Source organism: Xanthomonas sp. NCPPB 3582, from assembly GCF_041475735.2.
GTDB lineage: Bacteria > Pseudomonadota > Gammaproteobacteria > Xanthomonadales > Xanthomonadaceae > Xanthomonas > Xanthomonas codiaei.
Genome location: NZ_CM192968.1, coordinates 1,041,457 through 1,057,668, shown reverse-complemented (window position 1 = coordinate 1,057,668; position 16,212 = coordinate 1,041,457). Strand labels below are relative to the sequence as shown.

Annotated in this window: 12 protein-coding genes; 8 read left to right on the top strand and 4 right to left on the bottom strand. The window is 66.4% G+C overall.

The window, feature by feature from the left end:
* Positions 1-451 precede the first annotated feature (451 nt).
* From ilvC to ACCQ05_RS04515, 5 genes are all read left to right on the top strand, one after another.
* Entirely contained in the window at positions 452-1,453 is a 1,002-nt protein-coding gene (gene ilvC, locus ACCQ05_RS04535) for a ketol-acid reductoisomerase (RefSeq protein WP_372393049.1), read from the top strand.
* Positions 1,454-1,497: 44 nt separating this feature from the next.
* Complete coding sequence (gene ilvG, locus ACCQ05_RS04530; RefSeq protein WP_104539928.1) at positions 1,498-3,219, top strand: acetolactate synthase 2 catalytic subunit; 1,722 nt, start codon at positions 1,498-1,500, stop codon at positions 3,217-3,219.
* The gene (locus ACCQ05_RS04525; protein ID WP_064510438.1) at positions 3,203-3,460 is read left to right on the top strand and encodes an ACT domain-containing protein; all 258 of its coding nucleotides are present in this window, start codon (positions 3,203-3,205) and stop codon (positions 3,458-3,460) included. The genes ilvG and ACCQ05_RS04525 overlap by 17 nt, the downstream gene beginning before the upstream one ends.
* A 138-nt stretch (positions 3,461-3,598) precedes the next feature.
* Positions 3,599-4,669 carry a threonine dehydratase gene (locus ACCQ05_RS04520; protein ID WP_228961900.1) on the top strand — a complete coding sequence of 357 codons (1,071 nt, stop codon included), beginning with the start codon at positions 3,599-3,601 and terminating at the stop codon, positions 4,667-4,669.
* Positions 4,666-6,228: a 2-isopropylmalate synthase gene (locus ACCQ05_RS04515; protein ID WP_104539927.1), complete on the top strand. Its 1,563-nt coding sequence runs from the start codon at positions 4,666-4,668 to the stop codon at positions 6,226-6,228. Before ACCQ05_RS04520 ends, ACCQ05_RS04515 begins: the two co-directional genes overlap by 4 nt.
* 859 nt (positions 6,229-7,087) lie before the next feature.
* On the opposite strand, the gene leuB is transcribed toward ACCQ05_RS04515, so the two are convergent.
* The 3 genes from leuB to leuC form a co-directional block, all read right to left on the bottom strand.
* Positions 7,088-8,161, bottom strand: a complete 1,074-nt coding sequence (gene leuB, locus ACCQ05_RS04510; RefSeq protein ID WP_372393048.1) for a 3-isopropylmalate dehydrogenase — start codon at positions 8,159-8,161, stop codon at positions 7,088-7,090.
* A gap of 67 nt (positions 8,162-8,228) precedes the next feature.
* Positions 8,229-8,876, bottom strand: a complete 648-nt coding sequence (leuD, locus tag ACCQ05_RS04505; protein ID WP_372393047.1) for a 3-isopropylmalate dehydratase small subunit — start codon at positions 8,874-8,876, stop codon at positions 8,229-8,231.
* 69 nt (positions 8,877-8,945) lie between these two features.
* Positions 8,946-10,394 (bottom strand): 3-isopropylmalate dehydratase large subunit, encoded by a 1,449-nt coding sequence (gene leuC / locus ACCQ05_RS04500; protein ID WP_372393046.1) that lies wholly within the window; start codon positions 10,392-10,394, stop codon positions 8,946-8,948.
* Positions 10,395-10,520: 126 nt separating this feature from the next.
* On the opposite strand from leuC, the gene ACCQ05_RS04495 reads away from it, so the two are divergent.
* Positions 10,521-11,399, top strand: a complete 879-nt coding sequence (locus ACCQ05_RS04495; protein ID WP_228962510.1) for a LysR family transcriptional regulator — start codon at positions 10,521-10,523, stop codon at positions 11,397-11,399.
* A gap of 34 nt (positions 11,400-11,433) precedes the next feature.
* Here ACCQ05_RS04495 and ACCQ05_RS04490 read toward each other — a convergent pair whose 3' ends face one another.
* The gene (locus ACCQ05_RS04490) at positions 11,434-14,367 is read right to left on the bottom strand and encodes a two-component regulator propeller domain-containing protein (protein ID WP_372393045.1); all 2,934 of its coding nucleotides are present in this window, start codon (positions 14,365-14,367) and stop codon (positions 11,434-11,436) included.
* 394 nt (positions 14,368-14,761) lie between these two features.
* Between ACCQ05_RS04490 and ACCQ05_RS04485 the strand changes: the two genes are divergently transcribed.
* Together ACCQ05_RS04485 and ACCQ05_RS04480 are read left to right on the top strand one after the other, a co-directional pair.
* On the top strand, positions 14,762-15,415 hold the full coding sequence (locus ACCQ05_RS04485; protein ID WP_228962508.1) for a TetR/AcrR family transcriptional regulator: 654 nt from the start codon (positions 14,762-14,764) through the stop codon (positions 15,413-15,415).
* 128 nt (positions 15,416-15,543) lie between these two features.
* The gene (locus ACCQ05_RS04480; protein WP_104539920.1) at positions 15,544-16,200 is read left to right on the top strand and encodes a protein-L-isoaspartate O-methyltransferase family protein; all 657 of its coding nucleotides are present in this window, start codon (positions 15,544-15,546) and stop codon (positions 16,198-16,200) included.
* The last annotated feature ends 12 nt before the right edge of the window (positions 16,201-16,212 follow it).

Here is a 16,212-nt window from a genome sequence, read left to right as displayed (position 1 = left end):
ACGTTTCACCCGCAAGGGTTGACACCTGACCGGCGGCGGTGGTTATCTCAGGCCCATGCCGCACCGCCACACCACCTCGAACGCTCTGATGTCCGCGCCCTTCGGCGCGTCGGCAGCGTCGCTTCTCGTGCTCGTACTTATTACCTCGCCAACCGGTGCGGGACGAGACTTCGTGTAGGCAACAGACACACAAGGCTTCGATCAGACCCCGCACCGGCAACGGCGCGGGGTTTCGCGTTTCAGGGACCACCAAAAGTTTCGAATGACATGAACGACAGTACTGCCCGCTCTATACCTCGGTCCACCGGCGCCCATCCAGGCGCGGTCGCCAATGGCTGGCTGTGCAGTGCCATCGCCCATCCCCGCGTTCCTCCGCCGGCCCGTGCGCACACCGCCGGCTGATCCGTTTATCCACCACCCATCTCCACTGCCAACCCCGCAAGGACATTCCATGAGCAACGACACCCAACCGAAAATCGCGATCATCGGCTACGGCAGCCAAGGCCGCGCGCATGCGCTGAACCTGCGCGATTCCGGCTTCGACGTCACCGTCGGCCTGCGTCCCGGTGGGCCGACCGAATCCAAGGCCCAGGCCGACGGCTTCACCGTCGTGGCGCCGGCCGAGGCAGTGAAGAGCGCCGACCTGGTCGCGATCCTGACCCCGGACATGGTGCAGAAGAAGCTCTATGAAGACGTCATCGCCCCGAACATGAAGCAGGGCGCCTGCCTGCTGTTCGCACACGGCCTGAACGTGCACTTCGACATGATCAAACTACGCGCCGATCTGGACGTGGTGTTGGTGGCGCCCAAGGGCCCGGGCGCACTGGTGCGTCGCGAATACGAGATCGGCCGTGGCGTGCCGTGCATCTATGCGGTGTACCAGGACATCAGCGGCAAGGCCGAGCAGTTCGCGCTGACCTATGCCGGCGGCCTGGGCGGGGCGCGTGCCAACATCATCAAGACCACTTTCAAGGAAGAGACCGAGACCGATCTGTTCGGCGAGCAGGCGGTGCTGTGCGGCGGTGCGTCCTCGCTGGTGCAGGCCGGCTTCGAGGTGCTGGTGGAGGCCGGTTACCAGCCGGAAATCGCGTACTACGAAGTCCTTCACGAATTGAAGTTGATCGTGGACCTGTTCTACGAAGGCGGCATCACCCGCATGCTGGAATTCGTTTCCGAAACCGCACAATACGGCGACTATGTCAGCGGCCCGCGGGTGATCGACGCCAGCACCAAGGCGCGCATGAAGGACGTGCTGACCGACATCCAGAACGGCACCTTCACCAAGAACTGGGTCGCCGAATACGAAGCAGGTCTGCCGAACTACAACAAGTTCAAGCAGGCCGATCTGGACCACCCGATCGAAGAAGTGGGCAAGAAGCTGCGCGCCAAGATGGTATGGCTCAATGGCGAACAGCAGGCCGCTGCCGCACCAGCGAACCAACAAGCGGCATAACGCCGCCGCATCCCCCACCGCTTAACACCGAAGGTCCGCAACGCATGAACACCTCCGCACACAGCACGCCCCGCAACGGCGCGCGCTGGCTGACGCAGGCCCTGGAAGCCGAAGGCGTGGAAACGCTGTTCGGCTATCCGGGCGGCACCATCATGCCGTTCTACGACGCCCTGGTGGATTCCAGGCTCAAGCACATCCTGGTCCGCCACGAGCAGGGTGCCGCCCTGGCCGCCAACGGCTATGCCCGTGCCAGTGGCCGGGTCGGCGTGTGCGTGGCCACCTCCGGCCCGGGCGCCTCCAACCTGGTCACCGGCATCGCCGATGCGATGCTCGACTCGGTGCCGATGATCTGCCTGACCGGCCAGGTCGCCACGCCGCTGCTGGGCACCGATGCGTTCCAGGAGCTGGACGTGTTCGGCATGACCATGCCGATCGTCAAGCACAGCTTCCTGGTGCGCAGCGTGGACCAGTTGCCGGAGATGGTGCGCGAGGCGTTTCGCATTGCGCGCGAAGGGCGGCCGGGCCCGGTGTTGATCGACCTGCCCAAGGACGTGCAGATCGCCGACGCCTCGCATCTGCCGGACCACGTGCCAGCGGCGGTGCTGCCGCCACCGGCACCGGCGGACGCGAAACTGGCTGAAGCGTTGGCCGTCATCGCCAGCGCCGAGCGCCCGGTGGTGTACGGCGGTGGCGGGATCGCGCTGGCCGGTGCGGTGGAGGCGTTCCGTCGCTTCGTCGAGGCCACCGGCATCCCGACCGCGCTGACCTTGCGCGGCCTGGGAGCCCTGCCGCACGCCCACCCGGATTACCTGGGCATGCTAGGCATGCACGGCACCCGCGCGGCCAATATGGCCATCCAGGAATGCGATCTGTTGGTGGTGGTGGGCGCACGCTTCGACGACCGTGCCACCGGCAAGCTGAGCGAATTTGCACCATTCGCGCGCGTCATCCATCTGGATGCCGACGCCTACGAAATTTCCAAGCTGCGCACCGCCGATGTCGCGGTGCCCGGCGATGTGGCGACCAGCCTGAAGGCACTCAGCGCTGCACGCACCAACTGCCAGGCCTGGCGCACGCGCTGTTTTGCCAACCGCGAAAAATTCGGCGCGCGCTACGACGCGCCCGGCACCGACATCTACGCTCCGGCGCTGTTGAAGCGCCTGAGCGAAGTGGCCCCGGCCGACACCATCATCGCCTGCGATGTGGGTCAGCATCAGATGTGGGTCGCCCAGCATTGCCGCTTCAACGATCCGCGCAATCACCTCACCAGCGGCGCGCTCGGCACCATGGGCTTCGGCCTGCCGGCCGCGATGGGCGCGCAGTTCGCCTGCCCCGACCGCACCGTGGTGCTGGTCTCCGGCGACGGCAGTTTCATGATGAACGTGCAGGAGCTGGTGACCATCGCGCGCTGCAAGCTGCCGGTGAAGATCGTGCTGCTGGACAACAGCTCGCTGGGCATGGTGCGGCAGTGGCAGGAGCTGTTCTTTGCCGAGCGCTACAGCGAGATCGATCTGTCCGACAACCCGGATTTTGCGGCATTGGCACAGGTATTCGGCATCCCGGCCAAGCGCATTATCGCGCGCGGCGACGTGGACGCCGCGCTGGCTGAGCTGCTGGCCCAGCCCGGCCCCGGCCTGCTGCATGTGGCCATCGATGCACGCGCCAACGTCTGGCCGCTGGTGCCGCCCAACAATGCCAACAGCACCATGCTGGACAGCAATCCCGCACACGCGGCCAAGGAGACGACCCATGCGTTACCGGCTTGATCTGGTGCTGAAGCCGGCCGAGGGCGCCTTGGTGCGCGTGATCGGCATGACCGAACGACGCGGCTTCCGTCCATGCGCCATCCAGGGTGCCGCGCAACCGGATGGGTCCGGCCGTTGGCACCTGCAACTGGACGTGGACAGCAGCCGCCCGCCAGAGACGCTGCGCCTGCAACTGGAGAAGGTATACGACTGCGAATCGGTCGCGATCACCGCGCTGGAATCGGTGGAGGCTGCCGCATGAACGTACTGACGTCGAGCATGCAGACCTCGCTTGACCATCACGATGCCGTCCGGAGGTGTCTTCTTCCGGATCGGCCATGCGCGTGCGGCAATGCCTGATTCCGGCCGCCCCGCCCAGCAGGAGCCGGACGTAGGCGACGTGGCCGTCAGCGTGGCCGACGTGCTGGCTGCACAGGCACGCCTGCGCAAGTATCTGTCGCCCACCCCGCTGCACTACGCCGAGCGCTTCGGCGTATGGCTGAAACTGGAAAACCTGCAACGCACCGGTTCCTACAAGGTGCGCGGTGCGTTGAACGCGCTGCTGGCAGGCCTGGAGCGCGGCGACGAACGCCCGGTGATCTGCGCCTCGGCCGGCAATCATGCGCAGGGTGTGGCGTGGTCGGCCTATCGGCTGGGCGTGCAGGCCATCACGGTGATGCCGCATGGCGCGCCGCAGACCAAGATCGCCGGCGTGGCGCATTGGGGCGCCACCGTGCGCCAGCATGGCAATAGCTACGACGAAGCATTCGCCTTCGCCCGGGATCTGGCCGAGCAGAACGGCTATCGCTTCCTGTCCGCGTTCGACGATCCGGACGTGATCGCGGGGCAAGGCACCGTCGGCATCGAGCTGGCGGCGCATGCGCCGGACGTGGTGATCGTGCCGATCGGCGGCGGTGGCCTGGCCTCCGGCATCGCGCTGGCGCTGAAGTCGCAGGGCGTGCGTGTGGTCGGCGCGCAGGTGGAAGGCGTGGATTCCATGGCCCGGGCCGTGCGCGGCGATGTGCGCGAGATCACGCCCGTTGCCACGCTCGCCGACGGCGTCAAGGTCAAGATTCCCGGCTTCATCACCCGCCGCCTGTGCGCGAGCCTGCTGGACGATGTGGTCATCGTGCGCGAGGCCGAATTGCGCGAAACCCTGGTGCGGCTGGCACTGGAAGAACACGTCATCGCCGAGGGCGCCGGTGCCCTGGCCCTGGCCGCTGGTCGCCGCGTTGCGGGCAAACGCAAATGTGCGGTGGTCTCTGGCGGTAATATCGACGCAACCGTTCTGGCCACACTCTTGTCCGAAGTGCGGCCGCGTCCGCCACGCAAACCGCGCCGTCGCAATACCGAGCGACTGCGCAACGAACGCAGCGTCAAACCACCGCCACCCGCCACCGCCGTTTCCCGTCCATCCGCAGTCGCTACAACGCCTGTCACCGCCATCGCAGTAGAGGAGTCTTCCTGGTGAACACGACCGTATCCAACCAGACCCCGCGTATCCGAATTTTCGACACCACCCTGCGCGACGGCGAGCAATCCCCCGGCTGCAGCATGACGCCCCAGCAGAAGCTGGTGATGGCGCGCGCGCTGGATGAGCTCGGCGTGGACATCATCGAAACCGGCTTCCCGGCCAGTTCGCACTCCGACCGCGAGGCGGTCGCCATGATGGGACGCGAGTTGCGCCGTCCCACGCTGGCAGTGCTGTCGCGCTGCCTGCAGACCGACATCGAGACCTCGGCCAAGGCGCTGGAATCGGCGGCCAATCCGCGGTTGCACGTGTTCCTGTCCACCAGCCCGCTGCATCGCGAGCACAAGCTGCGCATGAGCCGCGAACAGGTGCTGGAATCGGTGCACAAGCACGTGACGCTGGCACGCGGCTATATCGACGACATCGAATTCTCCGCCGAAGATGCGACCCGGACCGAGGAAGATTTCCTGGCCGAGGTTACGCGCGTGGCGATCGCCGCTGGCGCCACCACGATCAACCTGCCCGATACGGTGGGCTTCACCACGCCGGAAGAGATCCGCGGCATGTTCTCGCGCCTGATCGCCAGTGTCGAAGGCGCCGACAGGGTGATCTTCAGCGCGCACTGCCACAACGATCTGGGCCTGGCGGTGGCCAATTCGCTGGCGGCCATCGAAGGCGGTGCGCGGCAGGTGGAATGCACCATCAACGGCATCGGCGAGCGCGCCGGCAATTGCGCGCTGGAAGAGATCACCATGGCGCTGAAGGTGCGTGGTGCGTTCTACAACATCGATTCGGCGATCAACACGCCACGCATCGTGTCCACCTCGCAGTTGTTGCAGCGCCTGGTCGGCATGCCGGTGCAACGCAACAAGGCCGTGGTCGGCGGCAATGCGTTCGCGCACGAATCGGGCATTCACCAGCACGGCATGCTGCGCCACCGTGGCACCTACGAAATCATGCGCCCGGAAGACGTGGGCTGGGAGTCCTCGCAGATGGTGCTGGGCCGCCACAGTGGCCGCGCCGCGGTCGAGCAGCGCCTGCGTGCGCTGGGCTACCTGCTGGAGGAAGAAGAGGTCAAGCTGGTGTTCGAGCAGTTCAAGGCGCTGTGCGAGAAGCAGCGCGTGGTCACCGATGCGGATCTGCAGGCGTTGATGCAAGACGCCACCGTGCAGGAAGGCTATCGCCTGGCATCGATGACCATCAGCGATGTGGGCAGCCGCGCCAACGCGCTGGTGGAGCTGTCCGATCCGGAAGGCAATCGCGTGGCCGAAACCGCGCAAGGCAATGGCCCGGTCGATGCCCTGTTCGGCGCGCTGGCCTCGGCCACCGGCGTGAAGCTGGAACTGGACAGCTACCAGGTGCACAGCGTGGGCATCGGTGCGGATGCACGCGGCGAAGCCAGCCTGAGCGTGCGCCACGATGGCGTGGAATACGAAGGCACCGGCACCAGCAAGGACATCATCGAAGCCAGCGCGCTGGCATGGCTGGATGTGGCAAACCGGTTGCTGCGCCAGCGCGAGCGTGGCGTGGTGGCCGGAAAGACCGCTGCGGTGGCGTAACACCGCTCATTCGCTGGACGATGCAAACCTGGCGGCCGGCAGAGTGATCTGCTGGCCGTTTTTAGTGGTTGTTGCTTCACTTTTGCAGGCGCGTCGATTTGCTGCCGGCGCCTGTGGGTATCCATATGCTGGAAACGGCGCTGCGCCAAGGACCACCCTGGTGGGCGACGTCTGCGGGTTCTGTACGAGTACGTCGGTCTGTGGAGGGGTCTGCATTCGTACCGACATCGGGCACAGACTCGTATTCGAGGTCTTGCGGCCTTACGCGAATGCTTCGGTCTGCTGCGGGCGCTTGCACGCGTACCGGCGTGGGACACGCCGCAAGTACGTCCCTGTAGGCTCTGGCGCGGCATCCATGCCGCTCAAGGTCCCACACCGGTACGCGCACAAGCACCACCAGTTGCTGTCGGTTGTGGAAACAAATGCAAACAGCAAGATGGGCTACCCGTTCTTCCGAGCATCCATTCCCTGCGACGTGAGAGCAGATAGATGGCTTGCCGATGACGTCGACCACGCAGTCCGCAGGCATCAACCCGTGTTTGAAGCATCGCTTGCCGATCAGCAGTGACAATGCTGGGAGCGCGGTGTCGCGTCCGGGGGCGGGACCGTGTGGCGGCATGGATGCCGCCACCGAGCCTCCAGGGATGGATTCACGGCGTGTCCCGACACCGGATGCGGCGCCGCGCTATCGACGCAACCCGCGCCTGTCGACCCACCTCGCGCACGACATCCGCCGATGTCATGCCAGCGCCTCGGTCGAATGATGTGATCACGAACCGGCCAAGCAAACGGAAGTGGCTATCGTCGGAAGAACGATAGCCGCCAGTACGGACACGACGCGTCGGGGAAGCGAGCGCTGTTACAGCGCGGCCACCACTGCATCGCCCATTGCCACGGTGCCGACCTTGGTCGTGCCATCCGACCAGATGTCTGCGGTACGCAGGCCTTGATCGAGCACCTTGCCGACCGCTTGTTCGATCGCATCAGCTGCAGCAGATTGCGCAAACGTATAGCGCAGCATCATCGCCACCGACAGGATGGTGGCCAGCGGGTTGGCGATGCCCTTGCCGGCGATGTCCGGAGCCGAGCCATGGCACGGCTCGTACATGCCCTTGCTGTTGGCATCCAGCGAGGCCGACGGCAGCATGCCGATGGAACCGGTGAGCATCGAGGCCTGGTCGGACAGGATGTCGCCGAACATGTTGTCGGTCACGATCACGTCGAACTGCTTGGGCGCGCGCACCAGCTGCATCGCCGCGTTGTCGACGTACATATGCGATAGCGCGATGTCCGGATAGTCCTTGGCCACCTCTTCCACCACCGCACGCCACAGCTGGCTCGATGCCAGGACATTGGCCTTGTCGACCGAACACAGCTTCTTGCCGCGCAGGCGCGCCATCTCGAAACCGGCCTTGGCGATACGGCGGATCTCGCTTTCGCTGTAGGGCAAGGTGTCGTAGGCCTGGCGCTCGCCGTTGTCCAGGATGCGGTTGCCGCGCGGCTGGCCGAAATAGATGCCGCCGGTCAGCTCGCGCAGGATCAGCAGATCCAGACCCGAAACCACCTCCGGCTTGAGCGTGGATGCCTCGGCCAGCTGCGGATACAGCAAGGCCGGGCGCAGGTTGGCGAACAGGCCCAGCTGCGAGCGGATCTTGAGCAGGCCACGCTCCGGACGCAATGCGGGGTCGATGGTGTCCCATTGCGGGCCACCCACCGCGCCCAGCAGCACCGCATCGGCAGCGCGCGCGCGCGCCAGCGTTTCGTCGGCCAGCGGGCTGCCGTACTTGTCGTAGGCGGCGCCGCCGAGTTCGTCATACACCAGGGTGTACCCAAGACCGTGCTGCGCGTCGATCCGCGTCAGCACCTTGACCGCTTCGGCCATGATTTCCGGGCCAATGCCATCACCGGGAAGAACCAGAATCTGCTTGCTCATGCCATCCTCGTGGGTTGGCGCCGCGGCGCCAGGGGTATCAGTGGGCGGTCGTGGTCGGTGCGGGCGATCACCGCATCGCGTTGAACAGCCATGGCTGGCGCGCGCGATGGGCCTGCTCGAACCGGCCGATCGCATCGGCGTCCTGCAAGGTCAGGCCGATATCGTCCAGGCCGTTGAGCAGGCAGTGCTTGCGGAATGCATCGACCTCGAAGGCGTACTCCACACCATCGGGCCGGCGCACGCGCTGCGCGTCCAGATCCACGGTGAGCTGGTAGCCTTCGGTGGCCAGGCATTGTTCGAACAGGGCATCCACTTCCGCTTCGGCCAGCACGATCGGCAGCAGGCCGTTCTTGAAGCTGTTGTTGTAGAAGATGTCGGCAAAACTCGGCGCGATCACGGCGCGGAAGCCGTACTCGTCCAGCGCCCATGGCGCATGTTCGCGCGAGGAGCCGCAGCCGAAGTTCTCGCGGGCCAGCAGCACGCTGGCGCCCTGGTAGCGCGGGTAGTTGAGCACGAAGTCCGGATTCAGCGGGCGGGTGCTGTTGTCGCGCCCCGGCTCGCCGATATCCAGATAACGCCATTCGTCGAACAGGTTCGGCCCGAAGCCAGTGCGTTTGATCGACTTCAGGAACTGCTTGGGAATGATCTGGTCGGTATCGACATTGGCGCGATCCAGCGGCGCCACCAGTCCGGTGTGTTGGGTGAAAGGAGTCATTGAGAGAGGCCGGGATTTGGGATTTGGGATTGGGGATTCGAAAAGGCTGGGAATCGCGGAGCGCTTTTTTTACGAATCCCGAATCCCCAATGCCGAATCCCCGAGTTCACGCACATCGACAAAATGCCCGCTTACCGCCGCCGCTGCCGCCATCGCCGGGCTGACCAGGTGGGTGCGGCCACCGGCGCCCTGGCGGCCTTCGAAGTTTCGGTTGGAGGTCGAGGCGCAGTGCTCGCCGCTGCCCAGCTTGTCCGGGTTCATCGCCAGGCACATCGAGCAGCCAGGCTCGCGCCATTCGAAACCGGCATCCAGGAAGATCCGATCCAGGCCCTCGGCTTCGGCCTGCGCCTTGACCAGGCCCGAGCCGGGGACCACCAGCGCCTGCTTGATGGTGGCGGCCACCTTGCGGCCCTTGGCCACCGCCGCGGCCGCGCGCAGGTCTTCGATGCGCGAGTTGGTGCACGAGCCGATGAACACGCGGTCCAGACGGATGTCGGTGATCGGCTGGTTGGCCTTCAGGCCCATGTATTTCAGCGCGCGTTCGATCGAGTCGCGCCGGGTCGGGTCCTGCTCGACTGCCGGGTCCGGCACGCGCTGGTCCACCGCCAGCACCATCTCCGGCGAGGTGCCCCAGCTGACCTGCGGCTTGATGTCTTCGGCACGCAGTTCCACCACCGTATCGAAGTGCGCGCCCGGATCGGAGACCAGCGTGCGCCACAACGCCACCGCTGCCTCCCAGTCGGCGCCCTTGGGCGCAAACGGGCGGCCCTGCACGTAGGCAATGGTCTTTTCGTCCACCGCCACCATGCCCACGCGCGCGCCGGCCTCGATGGACATATTGCAGATGGTCATGCGCCCTTCCATCGACAGGTCGGCGATGGCGCTGCCGGAAAATTCCAGCGCGTGGCCGTTGCCGCCGGCGGTACCGATCTTGCCGATCACCGCCAGCACGATGTCCTTGGCGGTCACGCCGAACGGCAGCGCGCCTTCCACGCGCACCTGCATGTTCTTCATCTTCTTGGCGATCAGGCATTGCGTGGCGAGCACGTGCTCGACCTCGGAGGTGCCGATGCCGTGCGCCAGCGCGCCGAATGCGCCGTGGGTGGAGGTATGCGAATCGCCGCAGACCACCGTCATGCCCGGCAGCGTGGCGCCCTGTTCGGGGCCGACCACGTGCACGATGCCCTGGCGGGTGTCGTTCATCTTGAACTCGAGGATGCCGAAATCGTCGCAGTTCTCGTCCAGGGTCTGCACCTGCAGGCGCGAGACTTCGTCGGAGATCGACTCCAGCCCGCCCTGCCGCTCGGCACGGGTGGTGGGCACGTTGTGGTCGGGGGTGGCGATATTGGCGTCGATACGCCACGGCTTGCGCCCGGCCAGGCGCAGGCCCTCGAAGGCTTGCGGCGAGGTCACTTCATGCAGGATGTGGCGGTCGATATAGATCAGCGACGAGCCGTCGTCCCGGCGGGTGACCTCGTGCATTTCCCACAATTTGTCGTACAGCGTCTTGGCGGTCATTGCGGCGATCCGGAAGCGGGTGGCGGATGGTGGGCGTGCCCATCTGGCTGCGTTCGATGCTAGGAACTTGCCGTGGATAACGCAAATTCATATTGTTTATTCAGCAAATGAATTTCAGGAATAGCAATGGATCTGGCCAGTCTCAGTGCCTTCGTGGCCATTGCCGAAAGCGGCAGCTTTTCCGCGGCCGGCGAGGCCTTGCATCTGACCCAGCCGGCGGTGAGCAAACGCATCGCCTTGCTGGAGGGGCAATTGTCTGCGCGGCTGTTCGATCGCCTGGGCCGCCAGGTGGTGCTGACCGAGGCCGGGCAGGCCTTGTTGCCCCGCGCCCAACGCATCCTTGCCGAACTGGAGGACACCCGCCGCGTACTGGAACACCTGGGCGCGGCGGTCGGCGGACGGCTCAGCCTAGCCACCAGCCACCATGTCGGCCTGCATCGGCTTCCTGCATTGCTACGCAACTTCGCCACGCAGCACCCGCAGGCGGCGCTGGAGATCCAGTTCCTGGATTCGGAACTGGCCTACGCGGCGGTGCTGCGTGGCGAGGTGGAACTGGCGGTGACCACGCTGGCACCGCAGACGCGTGCGCCGCTGCGCGCGCAGCCGATCTGGCACGACCGCCTGCAGTTGGTGGTGGCGCCCGATCACCCGCTGGCGGCGCTGCGCGAGGTGGCGCTGGAGGATGTGGTGGCGCATCCGGCGGTGCTGCCGGACCCGGGCACCTTCACCCACCGCATCGTGGCTGGGCTGTTCGCCGGGCGCGGCCTGGTGCCGCAGCTACGCATGACCACCAACTACCTGGAGACGATCAAGATGCTGGTGTCGGTGGGGCTGGCCTGGAGCGTGCTGCCCGAGCGCATGATCGACCATCAGATCGTGGCGCTGCCGCTGGCCGATGTGGCGCTGTCGCGCGAGCTGGGCTGCGTGACCCATGGCGGGCGCACCTTGTCGCGTGCCGCACAGGCATTCGTTGCGTTGCTGCATGCGCAGGCGCAGCGGCCGTGACGCAATCGACGTTGCGAGATGGATGATCGCGCCGCTACTGATCGACTAACCGATCGCGCCCCTGCCGCTTGGCCTGGTAGAGGCGACGGTCTGCCAAGGCGAGCAATTCGCGCCGGGTGGGCGCTTCATCGCTCATCGCCATGCCCATGCTGGCGGTACACCGCACCACACTGCCCTGGGCCTGCACCTCGATCGCCGCCAATCGCTGCCGCATCTGCTCGAACAGCGCGCGTGCCTGCGCCGCATCCACCCCGGTGGCGGCCAGCAGGAACTCTTCGCCACCATGGCGCGCAGCAAAGCACTGCGCCTGATCCTGCTCGCTCAACACCTCGCCCAGCGCGCTGAGCACCGCATCGCCCACGTCGTGGCCGTACTCGTCGTTGATGCGCTTGAAGTGATCGATATCCATCAATGCCAGCGCCAGCGTGGCGCCGCCGCTGCGCGCCTGCTGGAACCACTGCTGCAGCACGCGCTCGGCTTCGCGCCGGTTCGGCAGCGCGGTCAACACGTCATGGCTGGCGCGGTATTCGAGCTGGCGCATCAACGCTTCGCGTTCCTGGCTGGCCTGCTGCAGGGCGACATTCTTGTCGCTCAATTCGCGGGTGCGCCGGTCGATCACGGTATTGAGCTCGCGCTGACGACGCCGGTAGCTGGCCGTGCGCCAGAGATAGAAGCCGTAGATCAGGCTGCCCAGCGCAAGCACGCCCACCGCGATCACCTCGCGGCGGCGCCACCACGGCGGTGCCAGCGTGATGACCAGGCTCGATTCGCCGAGCAGGTCGGTCTGCCGCCAGTCCACCGGCAACGACATCGCCTGCACCCGGAAGCGGAAGCGGCCCGGCGGCAGGTTGGTGTACACCGCTTCGGTGGCGTTGTCGGCGTCCACCCAATCCGGGTCGAAGCCCTCCAGCCGATAGCGGTAACGCACCTTGTCCGGCCCGCGGAAATTCAGGCCCGCATAGCCGATGGCGATACGCCGGGTTTCCGCGCCCAGCCGGTGCGGGCCGCTCAGCGGCTGCACCATGCCATCGACCAGCAGGCGTTCGAACACGATCGGCACGCGATGGCCTTGCAAGGTTCCGACCCGCGCCGGATCGATCACCCCAAGACCGGCCGAGGTGGGGAACAGCAACTGCCCGGACAGCGTCAGCCAGCCGGCCGGTGCGCTGCTGCCGTTGCCCTGGTTGCTGGGCATGCCGTCGCTGCGATCCACCACCTCCACGCTCAATTGCTCGCGGGTACCGGCATCGATCTGGTCGAAGTCGCTGCGCGCGATGCGGAACACGCCGTGATTGCTCGACAGCCACAGATAGCCGCGGCCGTCGTCGATCACGCGAAACACCTTGTCGCGCGGCAGCCCGACACGATGGTCGTAGACCTGGAAGCGATCGCCGCGCAGACGCAGCAGGCCGCGATCGCTGGCAATCCACAGATCGCCGTTCGCGTCGCGCAAGAAGTCGAAAGCGTTCTGACCGGGAAAGTCCTGCTCGCCCAGCCACGCACGGGTGCTGCCGCCCGGCGACAGCCCGGTCATGCCACGGTCGGTGCCGATCCACACGATGCCCTGCGCATCGCGATACAGCGCCTGCACCGAGCCGTCGGGCACGCCATCGGCCGCGGTGTAGCGGCGGGCCTTGCCGTCGCGCCAGCGTACCAGCCCGCCGGTGGTGCCGATCCACAGATCCTCGCCATCGGGCAGCACCGCGCGCACCGACAGCGAGGGCAGCCCATCGCCCGCACCGATGCGCGCCACCACCTTGCCCTGCGCATCCAGCCGCAGCACGCCCTGGCTGTAGGTGCCGGCCCAGACCCCTCCATCGCCAGCATCGGCCAGCGACAGCACCGACTGCTCCAGCACCCGGCCGCCTTCGGTCGGCAACAGCGACACGCGGCTGATCCGGCCGTCGCGCCAGCGATCCAGGCCCACCGCGCTCCCCACCCACACGGTGCCGTCGCCGGTCTGCAGCACCGTGCGCACGTAGTCCGAGGCAAGCCCGTCGTCCTGGGTGATGCCATGCGCGGCGCCTTCGGCGATGCGGAACAGGCCATGCGTGCTGCCGACCCAGATCAGGCCTTCGGCATCTTCCAGCAATGCCGGGCTGGCCACCCCGGTGATCGAGACCTGCTCGTCGGGAACGCCCGCGCCGCCATGCACCACCAGCGTTCCGCTGGGCATGCTCATCCATAGATGCCCGCGCCGATCCAGCAACAAGGCATCCACGCGCTGCCCCTGACGAAACCGTTGCAGCCCGCCGCCGCGGCTCCACCACCACACGCCGTCGTCGCCGGCGACCAGCAAGCCGCCCCGGCGATCGCTGGCAAGCCGGCGCACCGGCACATTCCGCATGCCGTGCGCCTCGCCCCAGACGATCGCCGGGCCACCGGCACGCGGCAGCAGGAACAGCCCGGCTTCGCTGCCTACCCACAGATCGCCAGTGTCGTCGACGGACAAGGCAGTGATGCGCGCGCGCGGCAGACCGGACTGGCGACCGACATCGACCAGCCGCCCGTCCGGCTCGATCCGGTACAGCGTCTGCGGCGTTCCCACCCACAGCGCGCCATCGGCCCGGCGCAACAGGGCACTGACCGCCAGGTGGCGCGCCGAGGCATCGCCCAACTGCTGCCAGTTGCCATCCTTGTAGCGATACACCCCGTCGAAGGCGGTACCGAACAGCATGCCGCCCGCGCTGTCGCGCAGCACCACGAACACGCCGCCCAGCTCCACGCCCGGCGTGTTCTGGCGGTCATACACGGTGAAATCGCGGCCGTTGAACCGCGCCACACCTTCCCAGGTGCCCAGCCAGATCGAGCCGTCTTCGCCCTGGGCGACCGCATGCACCAGGTTGTGCGGCAGGCCGTCGTCCATGTTCCAGCGCGTGACGGTGTGATAGGCGGTGTGCTGCAGCGGCTGCGCTGCGGCCGGTAGCAGGCCGCAGCACGCCACGATCCACAACCACGCAAACGCCATCCGCAGCACGCCTGTGCCGCGGAGGCTGGATGCCTGCGTCTGCTCTCCCACCCTGTCCACGCTCCCGGTTCCCCTCATCCGTGCCCTCGGAGTTGCCTGCCGGTATGCACGGGCAGGCGCCGGGCCAATCTAGCATCGGGACTTTTGTGCCGCCCTAGGTACATCCCCCACAGCTGCCGGGCGCACCATGACACCGCTCGCATTCAGAAGAAACAGTGATAGGCAATCACTATTACCGGCGTCCAGACCTGCGCAAGGACAGGCATGCTGGCCGCGAGTGCGCCGGGGCGCCGGCCGCGACCGACCCATACCGCCGCATGGAGTTCGTTGGCGCCGCTGATGCATTCAGCCCACCGAGTATAAATATAGAACCCGATGGTCTAGTATTGAATGCATGTCCAGCTCGCCCCCACTCAAGTCCAAGGCCAGGAGCAACGGCCCGGGTCGTCCCAAGGATCTTGGGAAACGCGCCGCCATTCTCGGGGCAGCCCGTACGCTGTTCATGGAGCAGGGCTATGCCCGGGTGAGCATGGACGGGATCGCCGCGCTGGCAGGCGTCTCCAAGCTCACCGTCTACAGCCACTTCGGCGACAAGGAAAGCCTGTTTTCCGAGGCGATCCGTGCGCAGTGCCAGGAGATGATGCCGGACGACCTGTTCGACCATGCGCCCAAGGGCGCGCTGCGCGACCAGTTGATCGAGATCGCCCATGCGTTCTTCGCCATGGTCAGCACCGAGTCGGCCATCTCTACCCACCGCATGATGATGGCGCCGGGCACCGGCGACGCGCATGTGCGCGAAATGTTCTGGGATGCCGGCCCCAAGCGGACCCAGCAGGCACTGGCGGCGTTCCTGGCCGCGCGCGTGGCCGATGGCCAGCTGGACATTGCCGACCTGCCGCGCGCGGCCTCGCAATTCTTCTGCCTGCTCAAGGGCGAGCTGTACGCCCTGATGATGTGCGGCCTGCACGGCCAGCCCACGCGCGCGCAGGTGAACGAGCATATCCAGTCCAGCGTGGACTTCTTCCTGAGGGCGTATGCGCCACGCTGATTGCCCCCGGCCCTTGGTGGCGGTGACTTCCGGCACTGCGCCGGCGATCGGCGCGCGGCGATGCTAGATGCGCCAGTTGCCCCGTGCACCGGTAAAATGCTCGCCCCACCGCGTTGGATAACCGCACCATGACGATCGATTTCACCCAGGCCCGCGAAAAGATGGTCGAACAGCAGATCCGGCCGTGGGACGTGCTGGACCTGCGCGTACTCGACGTGCTGGCGCGCCTGCCGCGCGAAGCCTTTGTGCCCGAGGCCTACAAGACCCTGGCCTACGTCGATGTGGAGATCCCGCTGTCGGCCGGCCACAAGATGATGAAGCCGGTGATCGAAGGCCGCATGTTGCAGGCGCTGGACCTGCAGCCGGGCGAGGACGTGCTGGAAGTCGGTACCGGCAGCGGCTTTTCCACCGCCTGCCTGGCCGCGCTGGCCCGTGAAGTGGTCAGCCTGGAGATCGATCCGGCGCTGGCGGCTGCGGCACGCACCAATCTCGACAATGCCGGCCTCGGCAGCAACGTGCGCATCGAAACCGCCGATGTGTTCGGTTGGCAGAGCGAGCGCCGCTTCGACGCCATCTGCGTGACCGGCGCGGTCGATACGCTGCCTGCCCAGTGGCTGCAGTGGCTGCGCCCGAACGGCCGGCTGTTCGTCGTCCGCGGTCACGATCCGGTGATGGAAGCGGTCCTGGTGCGTGGCGAGGTCAACGCCCCGCGCATCGAATCGTTGTTCGAAACCGACCTCGCCTATCTCCAGGGCGCCGCACCGACGCCCCGATTCCAATTCTGATTCCCAAGGAAG

Bases quoted from the DNA above. Each gene is read 5' to 3' on its own strand.
- ilvC (WP_372393049.1), top strand. From the start codon at position 452: ATGAGCAACGACACCCAACCGAAAATCGCGATCATCGGCTACGGCAGC.
- ilvG (WP_104539928.1), top strand. From the start codon at position 1,498: ATGAACACCTCCGCACACAGCACGCCCCGCAACGGCGCGCGCTGGCTG.
- ACCQ05_RS04525 (WP_064510438.1), top strand. From the start codon at position 3,203: ATGCGTTACCGGCTTGATCTGGTGCTGAAGCCGGCCGAGGGCGCCTTG.
- leuB (WP_372393048.1), bottom strand. From the start codon at position 8,161: ATGAGCAAGCAGATTCTGGTTCTTCCCGGTGATGGCATTGGCCCGGAA.
- leuD (WP_372393047.1), bottom strand. From the start codon at position 8,876: ATGACTCCTTTCACCCAACACACCGGACTGGTGGCGCCGCTGGATCGC.
- leuC (WP_372393046.1), bottom strand. From the start codon at position 10,394: ATGACCGCCAAGACGCTGTACGACAAATTGTGGGAAATGCACGAGGTC.
- ACCQ05_RS04495 (WP_228962510.1), top strand. From the start codon at position 10,521: ATGGATCTGGCCAGTCTCAGTGCCTTCGTGGCCATTGCCGAAAGCGGC.
- ACCQ05_RS04490 (WP_372393045.1), bottom strand. From the start codon at position 14,367: ATGGCGTTTGCGTGGTTGTGGATCGTGGCGTGCTGCGGCCTGCTACCG.
- ACCQ05_RS04485 (WP_228962508.1), top strand. From the start codon at position 14,762: ATGTCCAGCTCGCCCCCACTCAAGTCCAAGGCCAGGAGCAACGGCCCG.
- ACCQ05_RS04480 (WP_104539920.1), top strand. From the start codon at position 15,544: ATGACGATCGATTTCACCCAGGCCCGCGAAAAGATGGTCGAACAGCAG.